Genomic DNA, 20,594 nt, shown 5'->3' on the forward strand with positions numbered 1-20,594 from the left:
CGCCAATCTAGGGCTCTCGCGTGGGGTTGCAACGGCTCACCCGGGAAAGCTTTCCTCAATCCCCACCAATCGGGCCTTGTGCTCGGCGAGCAAGGCGGCAGGGATCGGCACGATCAGCGGCGTCTGGGTGTAGAGCACCGCCGACTCCACCTTGCGGCCGGGATAGATCGCCTCGAGCGCCGCCGTGTAGGCGGCCATCTGCCTGAGTGTCGCCGGCGGGATCTCGGACAGGCTGGCCGGTGGCCGGCGCGCGGTCTTGAAATCGACCACCAGTACGCGGCCGGGCTCGACCAGCAGGCGATCGGCGGTACCGGCGATCACTTGCCCGGCGACGGTGGCAGCCAGCGGGACTTCGGCAAGCGCGGAAGGTGAAAATATCTCCGCCCAGCCCGGCGCTTCGAGGACCACCAGCACCGATTGCAGAATCGCCTCGCGCTCGGCTTCGGCGACGTCGGCGGCCTGGCGCGCGAGCCATTCGCGTGCCCTGCCCAGCCGCTCCTCGGGCGCGAGCTCGGGCAGGCGCTCGAGCAGCTTGTGGATCAGCACCCCGCGGCGCGCGGCGAAGCTGTCGGCGCCGGGCGGCAGCGGCGGATCGGCGCCTTCGTCCTGTCCCGCCGAGGATGGCGCCAAAGGCCTCGGAGGTCGCGGCTCGGGGCCGATCGGTGTCGTGGCCCAGGAAGGAAGCACGGCGCGCGCGGTGGTCGTGCTGCCCGCCTTGGCGACGATCGCCGCTGCCCGCTCGCCGCGCACCTGCCGCGCGCCCCAGATCGGGTCGACGACCGGCTCATCGCCGAACAACGGCGCCAGCCGGGCATACCAGCTGTCGGGCGCCGGCTCTTTCTCGCCGCTCAGCAGCGCGCCGCCGATGAACAGCGCTTCCTCGGCGCGGGTCATGGCGACGTAGAGCAGGCGCCAGTGCTCCTGCCGGTCGGCCGCCGCGGCTTCGCCTTCGGCGGCGGCAATGCGGCCGACCTTCTCCTCCTTCGACAAGTCGGGCAGCGGAATCGTGCGCCCGCCGCCGCCCGGCAGGTCTTCCTTGAGCGTAAGCCCGCGCGTCGGCGAGCGGTCGGGATTGCCGGTGGCGTCGGCGAGAATCACGATCGGCGCCTGCAGGCCTTTCGAGCCGTGGACTGTCATCACCCGCACCAGCCCTTCGCTGGCGCCGGTCTCGCGCTTCAGCTCGCCCTCGCCCGCATCGAACCACTGGATAAACCCGGCCAGGCTCGGCGTGTGCGAAGCCGAGTGAGCCAGTGCGGCGTTGAGCAGCTCGTCGATGGGGTCATTGGCCTCACGCCCGAGCCGCGAGACCAGCTTGCGCCGCCCCTGCCACGGGCCAACCAGCATCCAGTGGAGCAGCGCTTGCGGCGGTTCGAAGTCGGCGCGGGCGAGCAATTGCCGCAGCTCGTCGGCGACGCGCATCGCCTCGGGCGAACGGCTGCGTCGCAGGTGGTCCCATAGCGCCACACCTTTGTCGCGGTAGCCGTGCTCGAGCAGTTCGTCCTGACTCCAGCCGATCAGCGGCGAGACCAGCAGGCAGGCAAGGCTGAGATCGTCGAGCGGCTGGGCGGCGAAGCGCAGCGCAGCCATCAGGTCCTTCACCGCGAGCGGCGCGCCGAGGCGCAGGCGGTCGACGCCCGCCACCGGCACCCCCGCGGCGTGCAATCGCGCGACGATCAGCCCGGCCAGCTCGCGGCGCTTGCGCACCAGCACCATGATGTCGCCCGGTCCGGCGTTGCGCGCCCGGCCTTTGACGAGCGGGAAGCCCCCACCTTCGCTTTCCGGGCGCAGCCACGCCTTGACTTGCGCGGCGATATTGTCGGCCATCGCGCGCTCGGGGCCCGGCAGCCAGCTGTCGGCCGCCTCGGGCTCCTCGGCCTCTTCCTCGCTCTCGCCGCCGACGGGGTGCCACAGCCCGACGAGACCGGGGCGCTTGTCACCGACATGCGGATCCGGCGGACGGTCCAGCCCGAACGCCTCGTGGCCGATGGCGCCGATCGCCTCGTCGACGAAATCGAGCACCGGTTGCGCGGTGCGGTACGAGCGGCCGAGGCCGAGATTTTGCAGCCCGCGCGCGTCGAGATTGTCGAGCGCGGCATCGGCCATCGCCTTCTCGAAGCGCCTGCGGGCATTCTCGAAGTTCTCCGGGCTGGTGCCCTGGAAGCGGAAGATCGCCTGTTTGTAGTCGCCGACCGCGAAGACGGTGCGCAGCTTGTTGTCGCGCTGGCCCTCGCCGGCAAAGAACTCCTCGGTCAGGGCGTAGATTATCGACCACTGCGCGGCGTTGGTGTCCTGCGCCTCGTCGATCAGGATGTGGTCGAACTGGCGATCGAGCTTGTAGCGAATCCAGTCACCGAGGTCGCGGTTCTGGAGCAACGCCGCGGCCTGGCGGATCTGGTCGTCGAAATCGATCAGCCCCTCGCGCGTCTTGGCCTCGTCCCACGCGAGGGCGAAGCGGCGGCCGACGGTGAGCGCCGGGGTGAGCAGGTCGGCCAGCGCCAGCAGCGCGGCCTGCTCGCGGACGGCATCGAGGCATTGGCGCACCCGTTCGGCCATGCCGGCATAATTGGCATCGAGTCTTTCGAGGTAGCGCAGCGAGCGCACGCTGCCCTCGTTGGTGAACAGCGCCTTTGCCAGCAGTTCGCAGTCCGTTGCACGCGCCGCGGGATCGGCGGCAAGCCATTCGCCGATCGCCTCGATGCACTTCTGCGCCGTCGCCGTGCCCCACGCGGCGTTGATTTCGACGCAGCGAACGAGCGCCGCGCGGTCGAACACATCGTCGCAGCACAGCGCAGCGAGGCTGTCCGGCCCGGCATCGAGCGGCAGTCCGATCAATTGACGCACGCGATCGCCCAGCGGCTCCTGCCACCCGCCGGGGCCGAGCCAGGCATCGCGTGCCTCGGCGCAACGCATCAGCCACTTGCGCGCGCCGTCGGGGCCCATGCGCACGCTGAGCATTTCGAGACCGTCGAGCAGCGCGCGCTCGCCGCGCTCCTCCCACTCGACCAGCAAGTCGGCGAGCACGCGCATGGCGAGGATCTCGCGGTCGCGATCCTCCATCGGCTTGGTGCCCGGGATCAGCCCCGCTTCCTCCGGGAAAGCCGCGAGCAGCCATTGCGAGAAGGCGTGGATCGTGTCGATCCGCAGGCCCCCGCCGGGGCAATCGAGCACTTGCGCGAACAGGGAGCGCGCGCGAGCGATGGTTTCGGGCGTTGCCTTCTCGCCGATGTTGGTCAGCGCCTTGGCCAGCTCGGTCGATTCGAGCCGCACCCAGCTTGCCAGCACTTCGTTGACCCGGGTCGCCATCTCAGCGGCGCCGGCCTTGGTGAAGGTCAGGCAGAGGATCTGCCCGGGCTCGACGCCCTCGCGCAGCAGCAGCCGCAACACCCGCGCCGAGAGCACTTGCGTCTTGCCCGTGCCGGCCGAAGCCGAGAGCCAGACGCTGTCGCGCGGATCGACGGCCTGGGCCTGCTCGTCCTTGAGCGGATGGACCTCCCCGCTCATGCGCCGCGCCCCAGCCATTCGTCGAGCCGCATCAGCTGGTCGAAGCTCGAGTAGCCCGGCGCATCGGGGTTGAGCCGCGCGGTGAAAGGCTGGTCGCCGAGAATCCAGCGGTCGAGGGCGTCGTCGAGGTAACGCTGCGCTTCGGGCAGGAAATCGCCCGGCGCGATCCCCGTGCGCTTGCCGTCGACCAGCAGCGGCGTGGCGACGAAGCCGAACTTGTCCTTTTCCTTGCGCGACTTGGCGAGCGACCAGTACTCGAAGACCGTCGTTTCGCCTTGAAGGTCGGCAAACGCGCCGTGGCGCACCATCAATCCCGTGGTGCCGAGCTGCAGCGCGTAACCGTTCTCGACCTGCTTCCCGCTGGGCGGCTGGCCGGTCTTGTAGTCGGCCACCGCCAGCGTGCCGTCGGGCAACCGGTCGATCCGGTCGGCCTTGCCGCGGATCAGCACCCCGCGGTACGTCCACTCACCCTTCTTCTCGATCAACGTCGGCACGCGCCCGGGGTTGGCGGCGATCTCGCCTTCAACCCATTCGAGCGCCTTCATCAACCGCGGCCGCCACAGGGCGCGCATCAGCGGGTGGTGGTTCATCTCGGCGAGCACTTCGTCGGCGATCTCGTGCATCGGCCGGCCGGTGTTGTGCCAGGTCTCCAGCACCTTGTGCGCCGCGGTGCCGCGCCATTGCGGCGTCGGCTCGACGTCGAGCGGATCGAGCTCACCAAGCTGGAGGATCTCGGAGGCGTAGAACTGGTACGGATCGGAGCGCAGCCGGTCGAGACCGGTCACGCTGACCCGCACCCGCCGCTGCTCGGCGCTCGGCCTCGGCTCCGGGCGCGGGTACAGGTTCGCCGGCTCGCCATCGTCGAGCGCGCGAGCAAGCGCGGCGATCTCGCGTTCCTCATGGCGCTCGCCGAGGTCGCGGCCAAGCAGCGCCTTGACGCGCAGGAGGAAGCGCGAGGGGATCGCCGGCCCCTGAACGTCGCGTTGGGATCGGCTCAGCACCACCTCGGGTGTGCCAAGCAGGCCGGCGAGGTCGTGCGCCGAGAGCCCGATGCGGAAGTCGGCCGCCGGCACCCCGAGCGCGCGCAGCACCCCTGGCGGCAGCAGCGGGTCGAGCGAGGGAGTGGCCGGCCAGGTGCCCTCGTTGAGCCCGGCGCAGATCACCAGCTCGGCGCGGGTCATGCGCGCTTCGAGCAAGCCGTAGATCGCCACCCGCGGATGGCCGCCATAGGGCGGGCGCACGGCGACCCGCTCCATCGCGTCGCGCAGCGCGGCGGGCAGTTCGCTGGGGTCGATGGCGAAGCCGGTCTCGGCGGCGTGGAGGCGCAAGTCCTCGATTAGGGCGGACAGCGCGCGGCCGTCCTCGCGCGCCCAGGCGCCGTCGCCGCACAACTTCTCAGCAGCGACCACGAGCTTGTCGAGAATCTCCGCCAGCGGCCGACGCTCCTGACTCATCAGCGGTTCGAGAATGGCGGCGACGCCGGCCCACCAGTGCTCGACACCCGCCCTCGCGGCGATTGCCTTCAGCGGGGCCAGCCCCGGCGCGGGGCGCGGGCCGCGCAGCTTGAGCTCAAGGGCCCGGACATTGTCGAGCCATCCGCCCCGCCCGTCGCCGGAGCGCACCAACGGGTGCTCGAGCAACGCCATGAGCGGCACCGGCGCGGCTTCCTCGGCGGCCGTTTCGGCGAGCAGCAGCAGGAGCCGACCGGCGGCGGTCTGCGACAGCGGGCGTCCGGCGGAATCGTCCGCCTCGATGTTCCATCTGCGCAAGTGGTGGACCACGCGCCGCGCGAGGCCGCGATCGGGAGTGACCACGGCGGCCCGCTTCTCAGGGTCCTCGAGCGCCTCGCGCACCAGCAGGGCGATCGCCTGGGCCTCCTCCTCGGGATTGGCGGTTTCGAGCAGCCGCACGCCCGAAAGCCGCCGCCTGTCCGCCGGCAGCGAGACCCACGCCTTGCTCGCCTCGGGCGGCAGGAACAGGTTGGAGATCGCGTGGCTGCGCTCGGGCGGTCCAACGCCGAGGCCGGCGCGATGCCACTGGTCGACCTCGCCGCGAGCCACGCCCATGCGGTTGAGCAGCAGCTTGAGATGGTACTGCGGATGCGTCACCGCGTCGCCCCGCGCGAACGGCGGATCGCTATCCGACGCTCCGGCTTCTCCGAGTTCCTCCCACACGTCGGAAGGCATCGACAAGTCGAGGTCCGGCAGGATCACCGCGCCGTTCGGCAGCTCGGAAACGACCCGCAGCAGCTCGGCCAGCGCGGGCGCGGCGCTGGTCACGCCGGCGGCGACGATCGGCGTCGCCGGCGGCTCGGCGCGCCACTTCTCGGCCGCGCGAGCAAACAACCGGTTGCGCCGCGCCGCCGCGTCGATCTCGCCGCGCGCGCGAAGTTCGTCGCGCCACATCGCGTGGACGGCGGCGAACAGCTTGGTGTTGGCCAGCCAGTGTTCGGACATCTCGGCGAGCACTTGCCGCACGCGTTCGCCGAACAGGGCTTCGGGGTCGATATCCTCGACCAGCAGCCGGTCGATCGCCCGGGCGATTTCCTGCGCCATCCGCAGCAGCGCCGCGCCGCGCGGCGGCTCGCGCTTCAGCGCCGTCATCGCGGCAGGGAGGAACTCCGCCAGCTTGAACAGCCGCCGGGTCGGATCGGCCGCGGGCGGGATCGCCGAGCCGGCGCCAAGCGGGTCGAGCAGCGGGCCCAGAGTCTCGTCCAGGTCGAGATCGCCGACCACCGCCATCCGCGGCATCAGCAGGCCCGCCCCCGACAGGCGGATGAAGGCCTCGCTGACCGTCCGCACCGTGCGCGTGCTCGGCAGCAGCAGGGTCAGCCGGGCAAGGCCGACCTCGGGTTCGGAGTATCGCGGCAGCAACCCGGCCACGAGCGCATCGGCGAAGCCCCGGTGCGCGGCAATCGAATAGACCTGCGGTTTGCGACCCCCCATCAGTGCGTCTTCAGCCCTCCCTCAGCGCCGCTTCGGTAGCAGGTATCGCCGCCGGCGTCCCGACCTCGAACCACTGTCCGGTGAAGGCAATGCCGTAGAGCCGGCCTTCCTCGATGGCGCGATCCCACAGCACGTTGGTCGAGAACGGACCTTCGGGCGCATCGCGCAGCAGGCGGTGGCTGACGAGCTGGATGCCGGTGTAGATGAACGGCGCGATGCGCCCGGAGCGGCGGCGGGTGACATGGCCGGTGGCATCGAGTTTGAAATCGCCCTTGCCGCGGAAATTGTGCGCCCCGCGGTGCGGCACCAGCGCCAGCAGTGCGTCCATTCGCGCCGCATCCCAGGCGTCGGACAAGTCGTGGAACACGTCTTTCGGACCGTCGAGCCAGATGTTGTCGCTGTTGATGCAGAAGAACGGGTCGGGGAGCAGCGGCAATGCCCGAACCATCCCGCCGCCGGTTTCGAGCAATTGCTCGCGTTCGTCCGACACGGCGACCATCGGCGCGGCTCGGGCCGTCACATGGGCTTCGAGCGCGTCGGCGAGGTAATGGACGTTGACCACCGCCTTGGCGATCCCCGCCTCGGCTACCCGGTCGAGCGCGTGGTCGATCAGCGGCTTGCCGGCGACCCGCACGAGCGGCTTGGGCTGGCTGGCGGTGAGCGGCCGCATCCGCTTGCCCAGCCCCGCGGCGAGCACCATCGCGGTGTCGGAGGCGAGCTCGCTCACTGAAGCTCGCCGCCGCCGGTGTCGCGCACTTCCTGCGGGATGTTGCGGGCGAACCAATCGGCGACCGGCGCCAGCGCGGGATGCTTGAGGTCGCGTTCCAGCGCTTCCCACACGCGCGGTATGAAGGCGAGGTAGCGCGGCTTGTCGTCGCGCTTCCACAGGCGGCTGAAGATGCCGACGATCTTGGCGTTCCGCTGCGCGCCGAGGCGGGCATAGTCGGCTTCGAAATGCTCGCCCGCGTCGACCCGCGCCAGGTAGCGGTCGAGCATTCGCCGCTCGAGCGCGGGCGATACGTCGCGCCGCGCGTCCTGCAGCAGCGAGACGAGGTCATAGGCCGGATGGCCGACCAGGGCGTCCTGGAAGTCGATCAGGCCCTGGTGACCGCCACCCAGCAGCATGATGTTCTCGGCGTGGTAATCGCGCAGGACCGTCACGCCGGGATCCTGGCGCGGCAGCATCGGCAGCAGGACTTCCTCGAACGCCCGGCGATAACCCTCTTCGTCGACAGCGAGCCGCATTGCCGGGCAATACCATTCGGTGAACAGCCCCGCCTCGCGCTGGTAGGTGTCGAGATCGTACGGCGCGAACGGCCCCGGCGGCGATTGGTGCAGGCGAACCAGCGCGTCGATCGCGCGCTCGTAGACCTCCTCCTCGGCGTGCGCGTTGTCGTCGAGCCAGTCGCGCATGCGGTCCTCGCCGAAGTCCTCGATCAGCACCAGACCGCGCGAACGGTCCTCGGCGTGGATCTCCGGAGCGCGGTGGCCGTGCGCGGTGAGCCATTTGCCGACATCGAGGAACGGCCCCGGGTCCTCGTGAGGCGGCGGCGCGTCCATCAGCATCGCGCTGCGTCCACCGTCACGCACGCGGAAATAGCGGCGAAAGCTGGCGTCGCCGACGAGCGGCTCCACCCGGGCCCCGCCCCATCCCGCGCTGTCGAGAAATTCGTCGAGCCCTTCAGGGAGCTTGTCATTCATGGCCAGCGCCCATGCCAATCCGCACCGGGTTCGACAATCGCCTTGCGCCCGCTTCCCGCAATTTCCAGCGCGATCGAAAGGCAGCCCGGCTCATGCGCGAAGCCGCCGGCCTTCTCCGGCCACTCGGCAATCAGCGCCGCGCCCTCTCGATAATCGTCCAGCCCGAGTTCCTCGGCCTCGCGCGGCCGCTCGAGCCGGTAGAAGTCGGCGTGCACCAGCGGCGGCTCGAGATCGTAGGTTTCGACGATGGTGAACGTCGGCGACGGCACCTCGCCTCGATGCCCCAGCGCGGCAATGATCGCCCGCGCCAGCGTAGTCTTGCCGCTGCCGAGCGGGCCGGAGAGCGCGACGACGTCGCCGGCGCGCAAGTGAACGGCGATCCGCGCGCCCAGCGCCTGCACGGCCGCCAAGTCCGGCAAATCGAGAATCACGGCAGCCAGATCGTCGCAGTGGTACCCACGCCGGGTTCGCTCTGCAGCTCGAGGCGCCCGCCATGCGCCTCGATCAACTGGCGCGCGAGCGGCAGGCCGAGTCCGCTTCGGCGGGTATCGGGCAAGCCGTCCTTGCTGATCCGGGTGCCGTCGAGCGCGCGGGCGAGCTCACTCGGCTTCATGCCGGGACCGTTGTCCGAAATGACGATCCTCGCGCCCTTCTTCTGACGCGACAGGGCGACGAGGATCTTCCCGCCCTTGGGCGTGGCGGTGATCGCGTTGTCGAGCAGGTTGCCGATCGCCCGCCCGAGCTGGCGCTTGTCGGCCTGGATGACGCCCGCCCCCTTGTCGCCGCGCAAGTCGAGCGCGAGGTCGCTTGCCTCGATCGCTTCTTCGCGCTCGCGCACCACGTTGGTGACGAACGACAGCAGGTCCACCTCCTCGGTGGCGATCGGCAGCAGGCCGGCTTCGCTCTGCGTCAGGTCGAGCACGCTTTCGATCTGCGCCCGCAACCTGTCGACAGCGGAGAGGATCGCCGCGACATAGTCCTGCGCCTGCGGGCTCAACTCGCCGGCGATCCCGCCCTGCAGCAGTTCGGCGAAGCCGCCGATCGAGGTCAGCGGGGTGCGGAACTCGTAGCTCATGTTGGCGAGGAAGCGGGTCTTGACCGCGTCGGCTTCCTCGAGCGCCGAGGCCCGCTCGCGCAGCACGTCCTCCGCCTTTTTCGAGTCGGTAACGTCGAGCACCGTGAGCAGGCCGTTGCCGTCGGGCAGCGGCACCCCGGCGAACTCGAGCGTGCGCCCGTCGGACAACTGGACTTGCCCGCCTCGCTGCTGGCGGTCGAGCGTGGCGGCGCGAACGATCTCGCCGATCGCGGCGCGCTGGCCCGGACGGGCGAGACGCGGGCCGATCCGCTCGAGCACCGCGTCGATCCGCGGATGGGCGTCGAGGAATTCCTCGGGTAGTCCCCAGATGTTGCCGAACCGGCGGTTCCACAGCTGCAGCCGCCCGTCGGGAGCGAACACAGCGAGCGATTCGAACAGGCTGTCGAAGGTCGCCGCGCGGGTGCGCAGCAGCGTGTCGCGAGTGGCCGAGAGGGCGAGCGATTCGGTGCGGTCCTCGGCGATCAGTACCAGGCCGCCGTCGGGCATCGGCTGGGCGACGATGCGCAAGTGAGTGCCGTCGCTGAGCGTCCAGGCTTCTTCCTGCGCGGCATCGGCGCTGAACCATTCGGCGAGTTCCCGGCGCCACGCCGGGAAGTCGCGCACTTCCGGCAGCCGGCCCGCGTCGCGCGCCATGTCGAGGAAGCGGTCGAAGCTCGGCGGGTCGATGTGGCACGCGGCGCCGAGCGCGAAGATGCGCTGGAACGGCTGGTTGGAGAACGCCAGGGTGTGATCGCCGTCGAACTGGGCGACGCCGATCGAGAGCTGGTCGAGCATCGAGCGCTGGGCTTCGCGGAAGGCGCGGAATTCGCGCCCCTGCTCCTCCATCTCCTCGATATCGATCGCATAGCCGGCGACACCCTCGCCACCGAGCGGCAGGTCGCTGACCCGCAGGGTGCGGCGCTGGGTGCCGACGGTCGCCTGGACGATGCGTTCGACCGGCAAGTCCTTGTCGCGCGCCTGCTTGGCGATCTGCGCCGGGGTCAGGCCGTCGACCCGTTCGATCAGCTCGACCTGCTTCTTGACCACCGTCTCCGCATCGGCCGCTTCGACGGCGCTGACGTAGGCACTGTTGACCAGGCGCAGCTTCATGTCCGGCCCGCGGAACCACATGGGGATCGGTGCCGCTTCGATCAGGCCGACGAGCGCGGCGAAATCGCCCTGCGCGCGCATCGTCTCGGCCCGCAGCCGGGTCAGCTCGCCCTGGCTTTCGGAGAAGTCGAACCACCACAGCAGCGCCGCGCCGGTCGGCGAGATCGCCGGATCGGCGAGCTGCCCGCGCACCGCCAGGCTGCGGCCCGAGCCGATCGGGGTGACGACCATGCGGAAGGGCGAAGCGGTCTTCTGGGTCCGGCGCACCGCTTCGGTGAGCTCGGCCAGCTCGCCGGCGAACAGCCCCTCATCCTCGCCGGCGAGCTCGCTGAGGTAACCGGGCATGCGCTCGAGCCCTAGCCAGGCGGCGATCCGCTCGGGCGCCTCGATCTTGCCGTCGGACTTTACGAGCATCGGCACCGCCGGCGAATCGTCGATCATCCGCGTCAGGCGGCGCGCGGTGACCCGCGAGGCCTTCGCCTGCCGCGCCTGCCGGCGCGCGACGAGCGCGAGCCATGCGGCGGCGAACGTCCAGCCGGCAAGCAGCAGCCCGAGCAGCGGCAGCGCGGTGGGGGAAAGATCCATCCGCCTCAGCTATTCGGGCGAAGGGTGCGATGCAATGTCCTTCGAGACGCTCGGCCTGCGGCCTCGCTCCTCAGGATGAGCGGTGGATTTTCCCGACCCGCTCATCCGGAGGAGCGGCCGAGGAGCTCGCGCAGCGAGCGTCTCGAAGCCGCGTCTCGAAGGATCAGTAGCGATAATGGTCCGGCTTGAACGGCCCCTCGACCGGCACGCCGATGTAGTCGGCCTGGCGCTTGCTGAGCTGGGTCAGGTGCACACCGAGCTTGCCGAGGTGCAGCGCGGCAACCTTTTCGTCGAGGTGCTTGGGCAGCACGTAGACGTCGTTGTCGTACTCGCCGCCCTTGGTGAACAGCTCGATCTGGGCGAGGACCTGGTTGGTAAAGCTGCAGCTCATCACGAAGCTCGGGTGGCCGGTGGCGCACCCCAAGTTCACCAGCCGGCCCTTGGCGAGCACGATGATCTGCTTGCCGTCGGGGAAAGTGACCACGTCGGTGCCGGCCTTGACCTCTTTCCAGTCGTAATTGTCGAGCGCGGCGATCTGGATCTCGCTGTCGAAGTGGCCGATGTTGCAGACGATGGCCATGTTCTTCATCGCCTTCATGTGCTCGGCGGTGATCACGTCCTCGTTGCCGGTGGCGGTGACGAAGATGTCGGCGCGCTTGACCGCCTCTTCCATCGTCACGACCTCGTAGCCCTGCATCGCCGCCTGCAGCGCGCAGATCGGGTCGATCTCGGTCACCAGCACGCGCGCGCCGCCGTTGCGCAGCGAATCGGCGCTGCCCTTGCCGACATCCCCGAACCCGGCGACGCAGGCGACCTTGCCGGCCAGCATCACGTCGGTCGCGCGGCGGATCGCGTCGACGAGCGATTCCTTGCAGCCGTAGAGGTTGTCGAACTTCGACTTGGTCACGCTGTCGTTCACGTTGATCGCCGGGAACGGCAGCTTGCCCTGCTTGGCGAGGCTGTAGAGGCGGTGGACGCCGGTGGTGGTCTCTTCCGAGACGCCCTTGATGTTCTTCACCGTCTGCGTGAGGTAGCCGGGCTTGCGCTTGAGGAAATCCTTGAGCGCGCGGACGAACTCGAGCTCCTCGGCATTGGAGGGCTGGAACAGCTCCTCGCCGGCCTCGACCCGGGCGCCCCACAGCGCGAACATCGTCGCGTCGCCGCCATCGTCGAGGATCATGTTGCAGGTCTCGTCCTCGCCCCAGTCGAAGATCTTGCCGACGTAGTCCCAGTAATCGGCCAGGCTCTCGCCCTTGATCGCGAAGGTCGGGATGCCGGCGGCGGCCATCGCCGCGGCGGCGTGATCCTGGGTCGAGAAGATGTTGCAGGTCGCCCAGCGCAGCTCCGCGCCGAGCGCCTGGAGCGTCTCCATCAACACCGCGGTCTGGATCGTCATGTGCAGCGATCCGGTGATCTTCGCGCCCTTCAACGGCTTCGACGCGCCGAATTCCTCGCGCGTGGCCATCAGGCCCGGCATCTCGGTTTCGGCGATGGCGATTTCGTCGCGCCCGTACTGGGCGAGGGTGATGTCCTTGACGATGTAGTCGTGCTCGGCAACGGCGGTAGCCACTGGCTTGTCTCCTGCAAGATGCGGATGAGGGCGCGCCGGGGCTCCATGCGTCGCCAGTTCGGGCGCTCATATACGCTGCTCGTGCGCGGCGGCAACCCCAAGCCGCCAGTTGCATGGCGCTAGCGAAGCTCTATCTACGCGCTGGACGGAGCAGGAAGGAACATTTCAGATGACGATAGCCAAGGGCGACAAGCTGCCCGACGTAACGCTGGTCAAGGCGACCGCCGAGGGGCCGCAGAAGGTCCAGTCGGGCGAATACTTCAAGGGCAAGAAGGTCGCGCTGTTCTCGGTGCCGGGCGCCTTCACCCCGACTTGCTCGGCCAAGCACCTGCCGGGCTTCGTCGAGAAAGCGCAGGACCTCAAGGCCAAGGGCGTCGACGAGATCGTCGGCACCGCGGTCAACGACGCGTTCGTGCTGCAGGCGTGGAACAAGGCCAACGGCTCGGACGACATCACCATGCTGGCCGACGGCAACGGCGATTTCGCCGAGGCGCTCGGGTTGACGATGGACGGCAGCGGTTTCGGCCTCGGCAAGCGCGGCCAGCGCTTCTCGATGATCGTCAACGACGGCGTGGTCGAGGAATTGAACGTCGAGGCGCCGGGCGACTTCAACGTCTCGAGCGCGGAGCACATGCTCGGCCAGCTCTGAGGCTCGGCCAGGCAACGAAAAGGGGCGCCGGTCGCGAGACCGGCGCCCCTTTTTCTTGGCCCAGGCTCAATCCTTCGGCGGGTGGATCGGAACCATCGTGTCCTCGCCACCGATCTCGTCCACAACCTCGACGATCCCGCGGCCGAGATGGCTCTTGCCGCGGCTGTAGAAGAAGTAAACGAACAGCCCGAGCACGCTCCAGCCGGGCAGGAACAGCATCGCCGCGCTCGGCAGGTTGAGGAACAGGAACACGCAGCCGAGGATCGTCAGCCCACCGATCAGCCACACGGCCGGGACGCGGAAGCTGCGCGCGCGCGCCGGGTCGGTCTTGCGCAGCACGATCACCGCCACCGCCACCATCAGGAAGGCATAAAGCGTCCCCGCATTGGAGATGTCGGCCAGACTGCCGACCGGGAAGAACGCGGCGGCGATCGCCACGCCGACGCCGGTGATCATCGTCACCACGTGCGGGGTGCGGTACTTCGGATGGACCTTGCTGAGCCCGGCCGGCAGCAGGCCGTCGCGGCTCATCACGAAGAAGATGCGGGTCTGGCCGAAGATCAGCACGAGGATGACCGAGGGCAAGGCAAGGAACGCGGCGACCCCGATCAGGTTGCCGGCCCAGGAGAAGCCGAGCACCCGCAGGACGTGCGCCAGCGGCTCTTTCGAGCAGACCAAAGCATCCGCATACTGAGCCATCGCGCATTGCTGGGCGAGCTCGGACGATCCGGTCACCAGCGGGCCGTCCGCACCCATGATCGGGTTACCGCCGACCGTGCCGATCGCCCCCGCGGCGACGAGGATGTAGAACACGGTGCAGAACAGCAGCGAGCCGACCAAGCCGATCGGCACGTTGCGCTGCGGGTTCTTGGTCTCCTCGGCGGCGGTCGAGACCGCGTCGAAGCCGACATAGGCGAAGAACATCGTCGCCGCCGCGCCGACCGCGCCGACGCCGGTGCCGAAACCGCCGAACACGCCGGCCGGGAGGAACGGATTGAACCGGCCGGGCTCGAACTGCGAACTCGTGAGGGTTATCGCGACGAAACCGGTCAGCGCCACCACCTTGATCATCACCAGGACGGCGTTGACCTTGGCGCTCTCGCTGGTGCCGATGACCAGCAGCCAGGTAACCAGCAGGGCGATGACCAGCGCCGGCAGGTTGATGAACCCGCCTTCGACGCCGCCGAGCGACAGCGGCCCGGCGCTCAGCCAGGTCGGTAAGTGGACGCCGAAGAATTCGTTCAGGAACGTGCCCGTGAAATACCCCGACCAGCCGACCGACACCGCCGAGGCGGCGATCGCATATTCCATGATCAGGGCCCAACCGACCGTCCACGCGAAGAACTCGCCCACCGTGGCATAGGTATACGTATAGGCGCTGCCCGCGACCGGAATCATCGAGGCGATCTCGGCATAGCAGAGCGCGGCGACGATGCAGACCGCGCCGGCGATGGCGAAGGCGAGCATCAGCCCCGGTCCGGCCTTCTGCGCGCCGACCGCGGTCAGCACGAAGATGCCGGTGCCGATCACGCAGCCGATGCCGAACAAGGTCAGCTGGAACCAGCCGAGCGTTCGTTTGAGCGATTTCTTCTCGGCCGTCGCAAGGATGGCGTCGAGCGGTTTGACGCGACTGAAAATCATGAGGTGCTTCCCTCTAGTCCCTGTGCGGGTGGCGGCAGAAGGCCCCCACCTCGTGCATGGCGGCGGAAGCTAGCGGCCTGACGGGGCATGACAAGCCTGAAACGCTTGGGCTTCCCCCGGTTTGTCGGCAGGCCTAAAGCCCCGTTCATGTCCACGACCTTCCAGCTCGACACCTCGACCAGCCGCGCCCACCCCACGCCGCAGCCGATGCGGCGGCTGACGGTGCCCGAAATCCAGCGCCGCAAGGCCGCCGGCAAGACCGCGCAGCCGCTGGTCATGCTGACCGCCTACACCGCCCGTCAGGCGCAATTGCTCGACGCGCATTGCGACATGCTGCTGGTCGGGGATTCGCTCGGCCAGGTGATCTACGGCCTGCCCACCACGTTGCAGGTCACGCTCGACATGATGATCGCCCACGGCGCCGCGGTGGTGCGCGGCAGCTATCACAGCGTGGTGATCGTCGACATGCCGTTCGGAAGCTACGAGCAGAGCCCGCAGCAGGCCTATGCCTCGGCGGCGCGGGTCATGGCCGAAACCGGCTGCGCCGCGGTCAAGCTCGAAGGCGGCGCGGCGATGGCCGAGACCATCGCGTTCCTCGTCCAGCGCGGCATCCCGGTGATGGGCCACGTCGGGCTGACCCCGCAGGCGGTCAACGCCCTCGGCGGCTACGGCGCGCGCGGGCGCACGCAACTCGAGCACGAGAAGATCGTCGCCGACGGCCAGGCGGTGCAGAACGCCGGCGCGTTCGCGGTGGTCATCGAAGGGGTGGTCGAGCCGATCGCCGTGGCCCTCACCCAGAGCCTCGAGATCCCCACCATCGGCATCGGCGCTTCGGCGCAATGCGACGGGCAGGTGCTGGTCACCGAAGACATGCTCGGCATGTTCGAGCGCGTGCCGCGCTTCGTGAAGCGCTACGGCACCATCGCCGAGACCATCTCCGCCGCCGCAGAACTCTACGCCAAGGAAGTGCGCGAGCGGAGTTTTCCGGGGGCGGAGCAGGTTTATTCGGCTGAGTAGCCGCGGCTCAGCTTTGCCGGAGCAACGATCCCTGATGCCGCAACCCGGTAAGTCGCCACTTCGACGGAGCCGGCTTCTCCTTGCCGCCCTCGTGGCAGCTGCGCTGGCTGCCGCGTGGGGTTACTCAAGGTGGCAAGCAGCAACGGAGCCGCCACACTCCCGGCTTGCGCTAAACGCGCACTACCCCGAGATGCCTGCGGACGGTCACCATCGGTACCTGAATCTTCCGATGGATTATGGCGACAAAAGCGGCGGGCTTTATCGTGGGTTCTACATACTCAGCCCGAACTTCGATCCGAAGGGGCCAGTTGTCTTCATCTTGACCGATGGACAAATGGAATTGGTCGGCCCTCGGCCGGACTTCGCCTTCTTCGACGAGCAGCTTCCCGGTATGTCTTACGTACTGATCGGGCATCGCGGCCATAGCCCGACGCTGTTCCCCGAGGTCTATTCCAACGGCAAGCTGGACCTTGGCCGCGCAACGACTCTTTATGGCTCATGGCAGCGTGTCGAGGATATCGAACGGGTGCGACAAGACATGGTCGCGGCGAAGCTCTTGCCTTCAGACGGCCGCATCCTGATCTTCGGCGCCTCCGGCGCCGGGGTGCTCGCCCAGCAATATCTCGACCGGTATGGCGAACATGTAAGCCGCGCGCTGCTGGTGTCGACGGGCGCGCCGGACCTGGCTCGCCAACATGGCTGGACCTACGCCCGCAACCTCGCCGAGATGGATCCGGAGACAGGCAGACTGTTGTCGAAGATGACAGCCCTTGAAAAGGGCCATCACGCCGATCTGGCCTACATGCTTTTCCAACTCGGCAGGGAGGGTGCGGCCGGCATGAAGAAGGTCCGCGAGGTTGTCCGTGCGGAGCTCAACCACAACCCACTCCCCTATGCCTGGTACGAACTCCATCCGAGCCTCAACTGGCCCCTCAGTCGTGCCCTGCTGGACCAGCCCGCCGCCACCGCGGCGAAGGTGCGGATGTACGAACTCCTTGGGCCCGATCTGCAGGCATCGAAATCATATGGCTACGATCTGCCGCTCTATCTCTGGTCGCGAGAAATCCTCGCGAATTTCCTCGATCGGCGCGCCCCGTTGCCAGACTTGCGGTTGGATCGAAGCCGCTACCAGGGAGAGGTCCTGGTGATCGCGGGCAAGGACGACATTGTGTTCTCTCCCGCAATAGGACGAGCCATCGCGTCGGCTTACCCCAAAGGGCGATATCTTTTGGTGCGCGGCGGCCATCGACTGGAATTGGATCGGGGATACCAGCATGCGCTTAGACGCGCTTTCCTCCGCCACGGCCTGAGGTCAGCCGACACTTCCTCGCTTCTGCGCTCGGCGCCCGCCTTGCCTGTTCGCTGAAATTACCAATTGGATGAATATCGCACAGGAGTGTCGAGCATGGACGTATCGCGCCCGCGTCGTGCATCCGCCGAGCCGACGTTCGCGCCATGCAGTAGCCCATCAAGGCTGCACAATCCCCTCCCTGATCGGCCACCCGCCCAAATCCAGTGCCGGCGGAAACAGCCGCATCCAGGCCTGCACCATGTGGATCTGCCCGTCGTAGACCTTGAACATCTCCCACGCGGTCAGCCGGTCGGAGCCGGGGCCGCGCTGGTTCCATGACAGGCGCATGATCACGATGCCCATGCGCTCGTCGACGACGATGTCGCGCACCGTCACCCGGCCGAGCTGCTTGAATATCGCCAGCGACTGGTTGCCGATGTCCTCGCAGCCGGGGGCGAACTTGCAGCCCGGGCCGGCCATCAGCGCGCCGTTCTCCAGCCGGAACGCCTCGGGGGCGAAGGGCGTGCCGATCGCGTTGAAGGTCTTCGCTTCGCTGAGCCCGCGCGGGTAGAACATGGCGATGCGGATCATTTCGTCGCGGCTGGCAAGCTGGTCCGGGCGCGGCGGCAGGTCCATGCCCTCGGCCGGAGCGCCGCTGTAGGCATCGATGTTGTAGATCATCCCGTCGGTGCGGCTGCGCGTGGTCACCAGCTCGAGCTCGCTGAGCTTCTGATCGCCGTCGATCTTGACCCGCACCACGAGCAGGATCGGCGCGCCGGATTCCTCGACCATCACGCCGGCGACCGCCTGGCCCGCGCGAGTATCGATGATGTCCTGGCGATAGCCGCGCAGCTTGGTCACCGAGCGCGCCAGGCCGACCTTGTCGAGCGGCTTCTCGACGCCGTCCTCGGTCACGCGCAGGCTCGCGGCGACGGGCAGCTTCTTCACGTCGTGATCGACGAGGGCGTAGAGTACCTCGGAAACCTTGCCGCGCAGGCACTCGCGGTCGCAGGTCGGCGCCGGGTGGGCGGCCGCGCGGGGCGGCTGCGCGGCGACGGCGGCCGACGAAAGGATCAGGCACAACGCAGCGATGATTTTCATGGATTCTCTCCCCTTGGCCCCCAATTCTAGCGATCGGTGGGGCCGTGTATAGTCGCGCCGGATTGTAGGAAATCGAAGGTGAAAACGCTTTCCTACACGATGCGATTCATGCCACGTCGGCTGGATGATCCGCGCGCTCACATTCCCCCATAAGCTGTCTCCTGCGGGGAGCGGAATCCTCGGAAATAATCGAGAGACTTTGCCGCACCCAGAACTGTGTCAACGCTGTCAACTTCGTCAGCAAACCGGCCGGCGAGCTGAACGGAAGACATTGGATTCGTCACCCTGGACCGTGTCAGCCTTGTCCAGCGAGTGTAAACTTCGCCCGGCGGGGGGCCACAAATCGGGGGGGGACATCCGCCAATTGCACCCCGTCAACGGTGTCAGGGGCGTGTCAACTTCGCGGCGTTTGGGAAGGGCCGCCTGATGCTGCGCCAGTTCCGCGGGTCGATCCTCTTCGCTCTCGTCGCCTTCGCGCTGGCCGGGTGGTACGGCTGGTCGCACACCCAATCGGCGGCGGGCACGATCGAGACCCTGTGGATCGTGCTCGTGCTGTCGGTGCTCGAAGTCTCGCTCAGCTTCGACAACGCGGTGGTCAACGCCACCGTGCTCAAGCAAATGGACCCCGTCTGGCAGAAGCGCTTCCTGACCTGGGGCATGGTGATCGCGGTGTGGGGGATGTACATCCTCTTCCCACTGGTGATCGTCGCCGTCGCGGCCCAGATCGGCCCGGTCGAGGCGGCGCATCTCTCGCTCGAGGAACCGGCGCGCTACGAGGCGATCGTCTCGTCGGCGCACGGCAGCATCGCCGGGTTCGGCGGCGCCTTCCTCGGCATGGTCGGCCTCAAGTTCTTCTTCGACGAGGAGAAGGACGTGCACTGGGTGCGCACCGTCGAGCGCTTCCTGTCCGGCGTCTCGACGGTCCGCGCTGCGGAGATCGCTGTGCTGCTGCTGGCGCTGTGGGCGGTTTCGGCGCAGCTGCCCTCGCCCGCGGACCATAGTTTCCTGATCGCGGGCATCCTCGGTGTGGTGGTGTTCATCGCCATCGACGGGCTCGGCACGCTGATGAAGAAGCGCGAGGAACGCCAGCGCAAGGCCGGCGCGCTGGTCAACGCCGGGCTCGGCGGGTTCCTCTACCTCAACGTGCTCGACGCTTCGTTCAGCTTCGACGCGGTGATCGGGGCCTTCGCGCTGTCGAACAACATGGTGGTGATCGCCCTCGGGCTGTCGATCGGGGCGATGTTCGTCCGCTCGATGACGGTGATGCTGGTGCGCAAGGGCACGCTCGGCGAATATCGCTACCTCGAGCACGGGGCGTTTTGGGCGATCCTCGCGCTGGCGGCGATCATGCTGCTGTCGGCGAAGATCGAGGTGCCCGAGACGGTCACCGGGCTGATCGGCGCGGTATTGATCGGCTTTTCGCTGCTGTGGTCGGTGCGCCACAACCGCCGCGACGCTAGGTCCGGCTGAGCCGCGTCGCCAGCGGAGCCGAGAGCACCAGCTGGAAGAGGTGGTAGACCAGCACCGGCAACAGCACGAGGCCTGCGGTGGCGGGACCGAACAGCACGCTGGCGAGCGGGGCGCCCATCGCGATGCTCTTCTGCGCGCCGGAATAGAGCAGCGCGATGCGGTCGCCGCGCTCGAGCCGGACAAGCCCGCCGACGAGCCAGGCGCCGCTGAAGGCAAAGGCGAGAAAAAGAAGAACCGCGCCGATTAGCACCGCCCACTCGCCCGGCCCGATCAGCGTCCACAGCCCTTCCCGCACCGCGCCGGAGAAGGCGACGTAGACGGCGATGGCGATCGAGCCGCGATCCATCCAGGTGGCAAGGTCGCGATGCTCGCGGACGAGATGGCCGAAGCGGTTCTGCGCCGCCTGGCCGAGGAGGAACGGCAGCAGCAGGATCAGCGCGACCTTCTCGAGCCCGCCGAGGTCGAACGCCGCCGCCTGGCTCCCGGCCATCAGCGAAAACAGCGGCGCGGTGACCACGACGCCGAGGATGTTGAGCAAGGCCGCGGCGACCACCGAGTGCGCGACGTTGCCGCCGGCGAGCGAGCAGTAGGCGGTCGCCGACTGCACCGTGGAAGGCAAGGTGCCGAGGTAGAGGAAGCCGAGCGCGACCAGCGGCGGCAGCCACGGCGCGACGAGCAGCGACAGCCCCCATCCGGCGAGCGCCATCGCCCCGAAGCACCAGGCGATCAGCGGCAGCAGGAACCGCACGTTGCCGATCCCGCGGATCACCTCCGCGCGCGGCAGCCTGAGGCCGTTGAGGAGGAAGAGGAGGAACACCGCCGCGTTCGAAACCGCCTGCGCCACCCCGCGCCAGCGCTCGGAGACCGGCAGCACCGAGGCGAGCACGATCGCCACCAGCAGCAGCCGCACGAGCGGGTCGATTCGTCTGAGCGGCATG

Annotated in this window: 14 protein-coding genes; 4 read left to right on the forward strand and 10 right to left on the reverse strand. The window is 68.4% G+C overall.

Annotation, left to right across the window (positions count from 1 at the left end; genetic code table 11):
• Positions 1-36: 36 nt before the first annotated feature.
• The 7 genes from addA to ahcY all read right to left on the reverse strand — a co-directional run bounded on the left by addA (position 37) and on the right by ahcY (position 12,487).
• Entirely contained in the window at positions 37-3,501 is a 3,465-nt protein-coding gene (gene addA, locus G7B69_RS01945) for a double-strand break repair helicase AddA (RefSeq protein WP_166175565.1), read from the reverse strand.
• Positions 3,498-6,446: a double-strand break repair protein AddB gene (gene addB / locus G7B69_RS01950; RefSeq protein ID WP_166175567.1), complete on the reverse strand. Its 2,949-nt coding sequence runs from the start codon at positions 6,444-6,446 to the stop codon at positions 3,498-3,500. The genes addA and addB overlap by 4 nt, the downstream gene beginning before the upstream one ends.
• Before the next feature lie 10 nt (positions 6,447-6,456).
• Positions 6,457-7,173, reverse strand: a complete 717-nt coding sequence (locus G7B69_RS01955; RefSeq protein ID WP_243414993.1) for a nucleotidyltransferase family protein — start codon at positions 7,171-7,173, stop codon at positions 6,457-6,459.
• The gene (locus tag G7B69_RS01960) at positions 7,170-8,147 is read right to left on the reverse strand and encodes an aminoglycoside phosphotransferase family protein (protein WP_166175569.1); all 978 of its coding nucleotides are present in this window, start codon (positions 8,145-8,147) and stop codon (positions 7,170-7,172) included. The genes G7B69_RS01955 and G7B69_RS01960 overlap by 4 nt, the downstream gene beginning before the upstream one ends.
• The gene (tsaE, locus tag G7B69_RS01965; protein WP_166175571.1) at positions 8,144-8,578 is read right to left on the reverse strand and encodes a tRNA (adenosine(37)-N6)-threonylcarbamoyltransferase complex ATPase subunit type 1 TsaE; all 435 of its coding nucleotides are present in this window, start codon (positions 8,576-8,578) and stop codon (positions 8,144-8,146) included. Before tsaE ends, G7B69_RS01960 begins: the two co-directional genes overlap by 4 nt.
• Positions 8,575-10,917, reverse strand: a complete 2,343-nt coding sequence (locus tag G7B69_RS01970) for a sensor histidine kinase (protein ID WP_166175573.1) — start codon at positions 10,915-10,917, stop codon at positions 8,575-8,577. Before G7B69_RS01970 ends, tsaE begins: the two co-directional genes overlap by 4 nt.
• 163 nt (positions 10,918-11,080) lie before the next feature.
• The gene (ahcY, locus tag G7B69_RS01975) at positions 11,081-12,487 is read right to left on the reverse strand and encodes an adenosylhomocysteinase (protein ID WP_207785928.1); all 1,407 of its coding nucleotides are present in this window, start codon (positions 12,485-12,487) and stop codon (positions 11,081-11,083) included.
• A 169-nt stretch (positions 12,488-12,656) separates the two neighbouring features.
• On the opposite strand from ahcY, the gene G7B69_RS01980 reads away from it, so the two are divergent.
• On the forward strand, positions 12,657-13,136 hold the full coding sequence (locus G7B69_RS01980; RefSeq protein WP_166175575.1) for a peroxiredoxin: 480 nt from the start codon (positions 12,657-12,659) through the stop codon (positions 13,134-13,136).
• Between the two features lie 66 nt (positions 13,137-13,202).
• Here the strand turns inward: G7B69_RS01980 and G7B69_RS01985 are convergent, their stop codons facing one another.
• Complete coding sequence (locus G7B69_RS01985) at positions 13,203-14,777, reverse strand: amino acid permease (RefSeq protein ID WP_166175577.1); 1,575 nt, start codon at positions 14,775-14,777, stop codon at positions 13,203-13,205.
• Between the two features lie 147 nt (positions 14,778-14,924).
• Between G7B69_RS01985 and panB the strand changes: the two genes are divergently transcribed.
• Together panB and G7B69_RS01995 are read left to right on the forward strand one after the other, a co-directional pair.
• The gene (gene panB / locus G7B69_RS01990) at positions 14,925-15,794 is read left to right on the forward strand and encodes a 3-methyl-2-oxobutanoate hydroxymethyltransferase (protein ID WP_166175579.1); all 870 of its coding nucleotides are present in this window, start codon (positions 14,925-14,927) and stop codon (positions 15,792-15,794) included.
• Positions 15,795-16,023: 229 nt separating this feature from the next.
• Positions 16,024-17,160: an alpha/beta fold hydrolase gene (locus tag G7B69_RS01995; RefSeq protein WP_166175581.1), complete on the forward strand. Its 1,137-nt coding sequence runs from the start codon at positions 16,024-16,026 to the stop codon at positions 17,158-17,160.
• 102 nt (positions 17,161-17,262) lie between these two features.
• On the opposite strand, the gene G7B69_RS02000 is transcribed toward G7B69_RS01995, so the two are convergent.
• A complete protein-coding gene (locus G7B69_RS02000) occupies positions 17,263-18,186 on the reverse strand; it encodes a DUF8021 domain-containing protein (RefSeq protein ID WP_166175583.1) in 924 nt (307 codons plus the stop codon).
• Positions 18,187-18,612: 426 nt separating this feature from the next.
• Between G7B69_RS02000 and G7B69_RS02005 the strand changes: the two genes are divergently transcribed.
• The gene (locus G7B69_RS02005; RefSeq protein WP_166175585.1) at positions 18,613-19,656 is read left to right on the forward strand and encodes a DUF475 domain-containing protein; all 1,044 of its coding nucleotides are present in this window, start codon (positions 18,613-18,615) and stop codon (positions 19,654-19,656) included.
• On the opposite strand, the gene G7B69_RS02010 is transcribed toward G7B69_RS02005, so the two are convergent.
• The gene (locus tag G7B69_RS02010) at positions 19,643-20,593 is read right to left on the reverse strand and encodes a bile acid:sodium symporter family protein (RefSeq protein ID WP_166175587.1); all 951 of its coding nucleotides are present in this window, start codon (positions 20,591-20,593) and stop codon (positions 19,643-19,645) included. The genes G7B69_RS02005 and G7B69_RS02010 overlap by 14 nt on opposite strands.
• Position 20,594 lies beyond the last annotated feature (1 nt).

The sequence above is a fragment of the Croceibacterium segetis genome, from assembly GCF_011320115.1.
GTDB classification, from domain to species: Bacteria; Pseudomonadota; Alphaproteobacteria; order Sphingomonadales; family Sphingomonadaceae; genus Croceibacterium_B; species Croceibacterium_B segetis.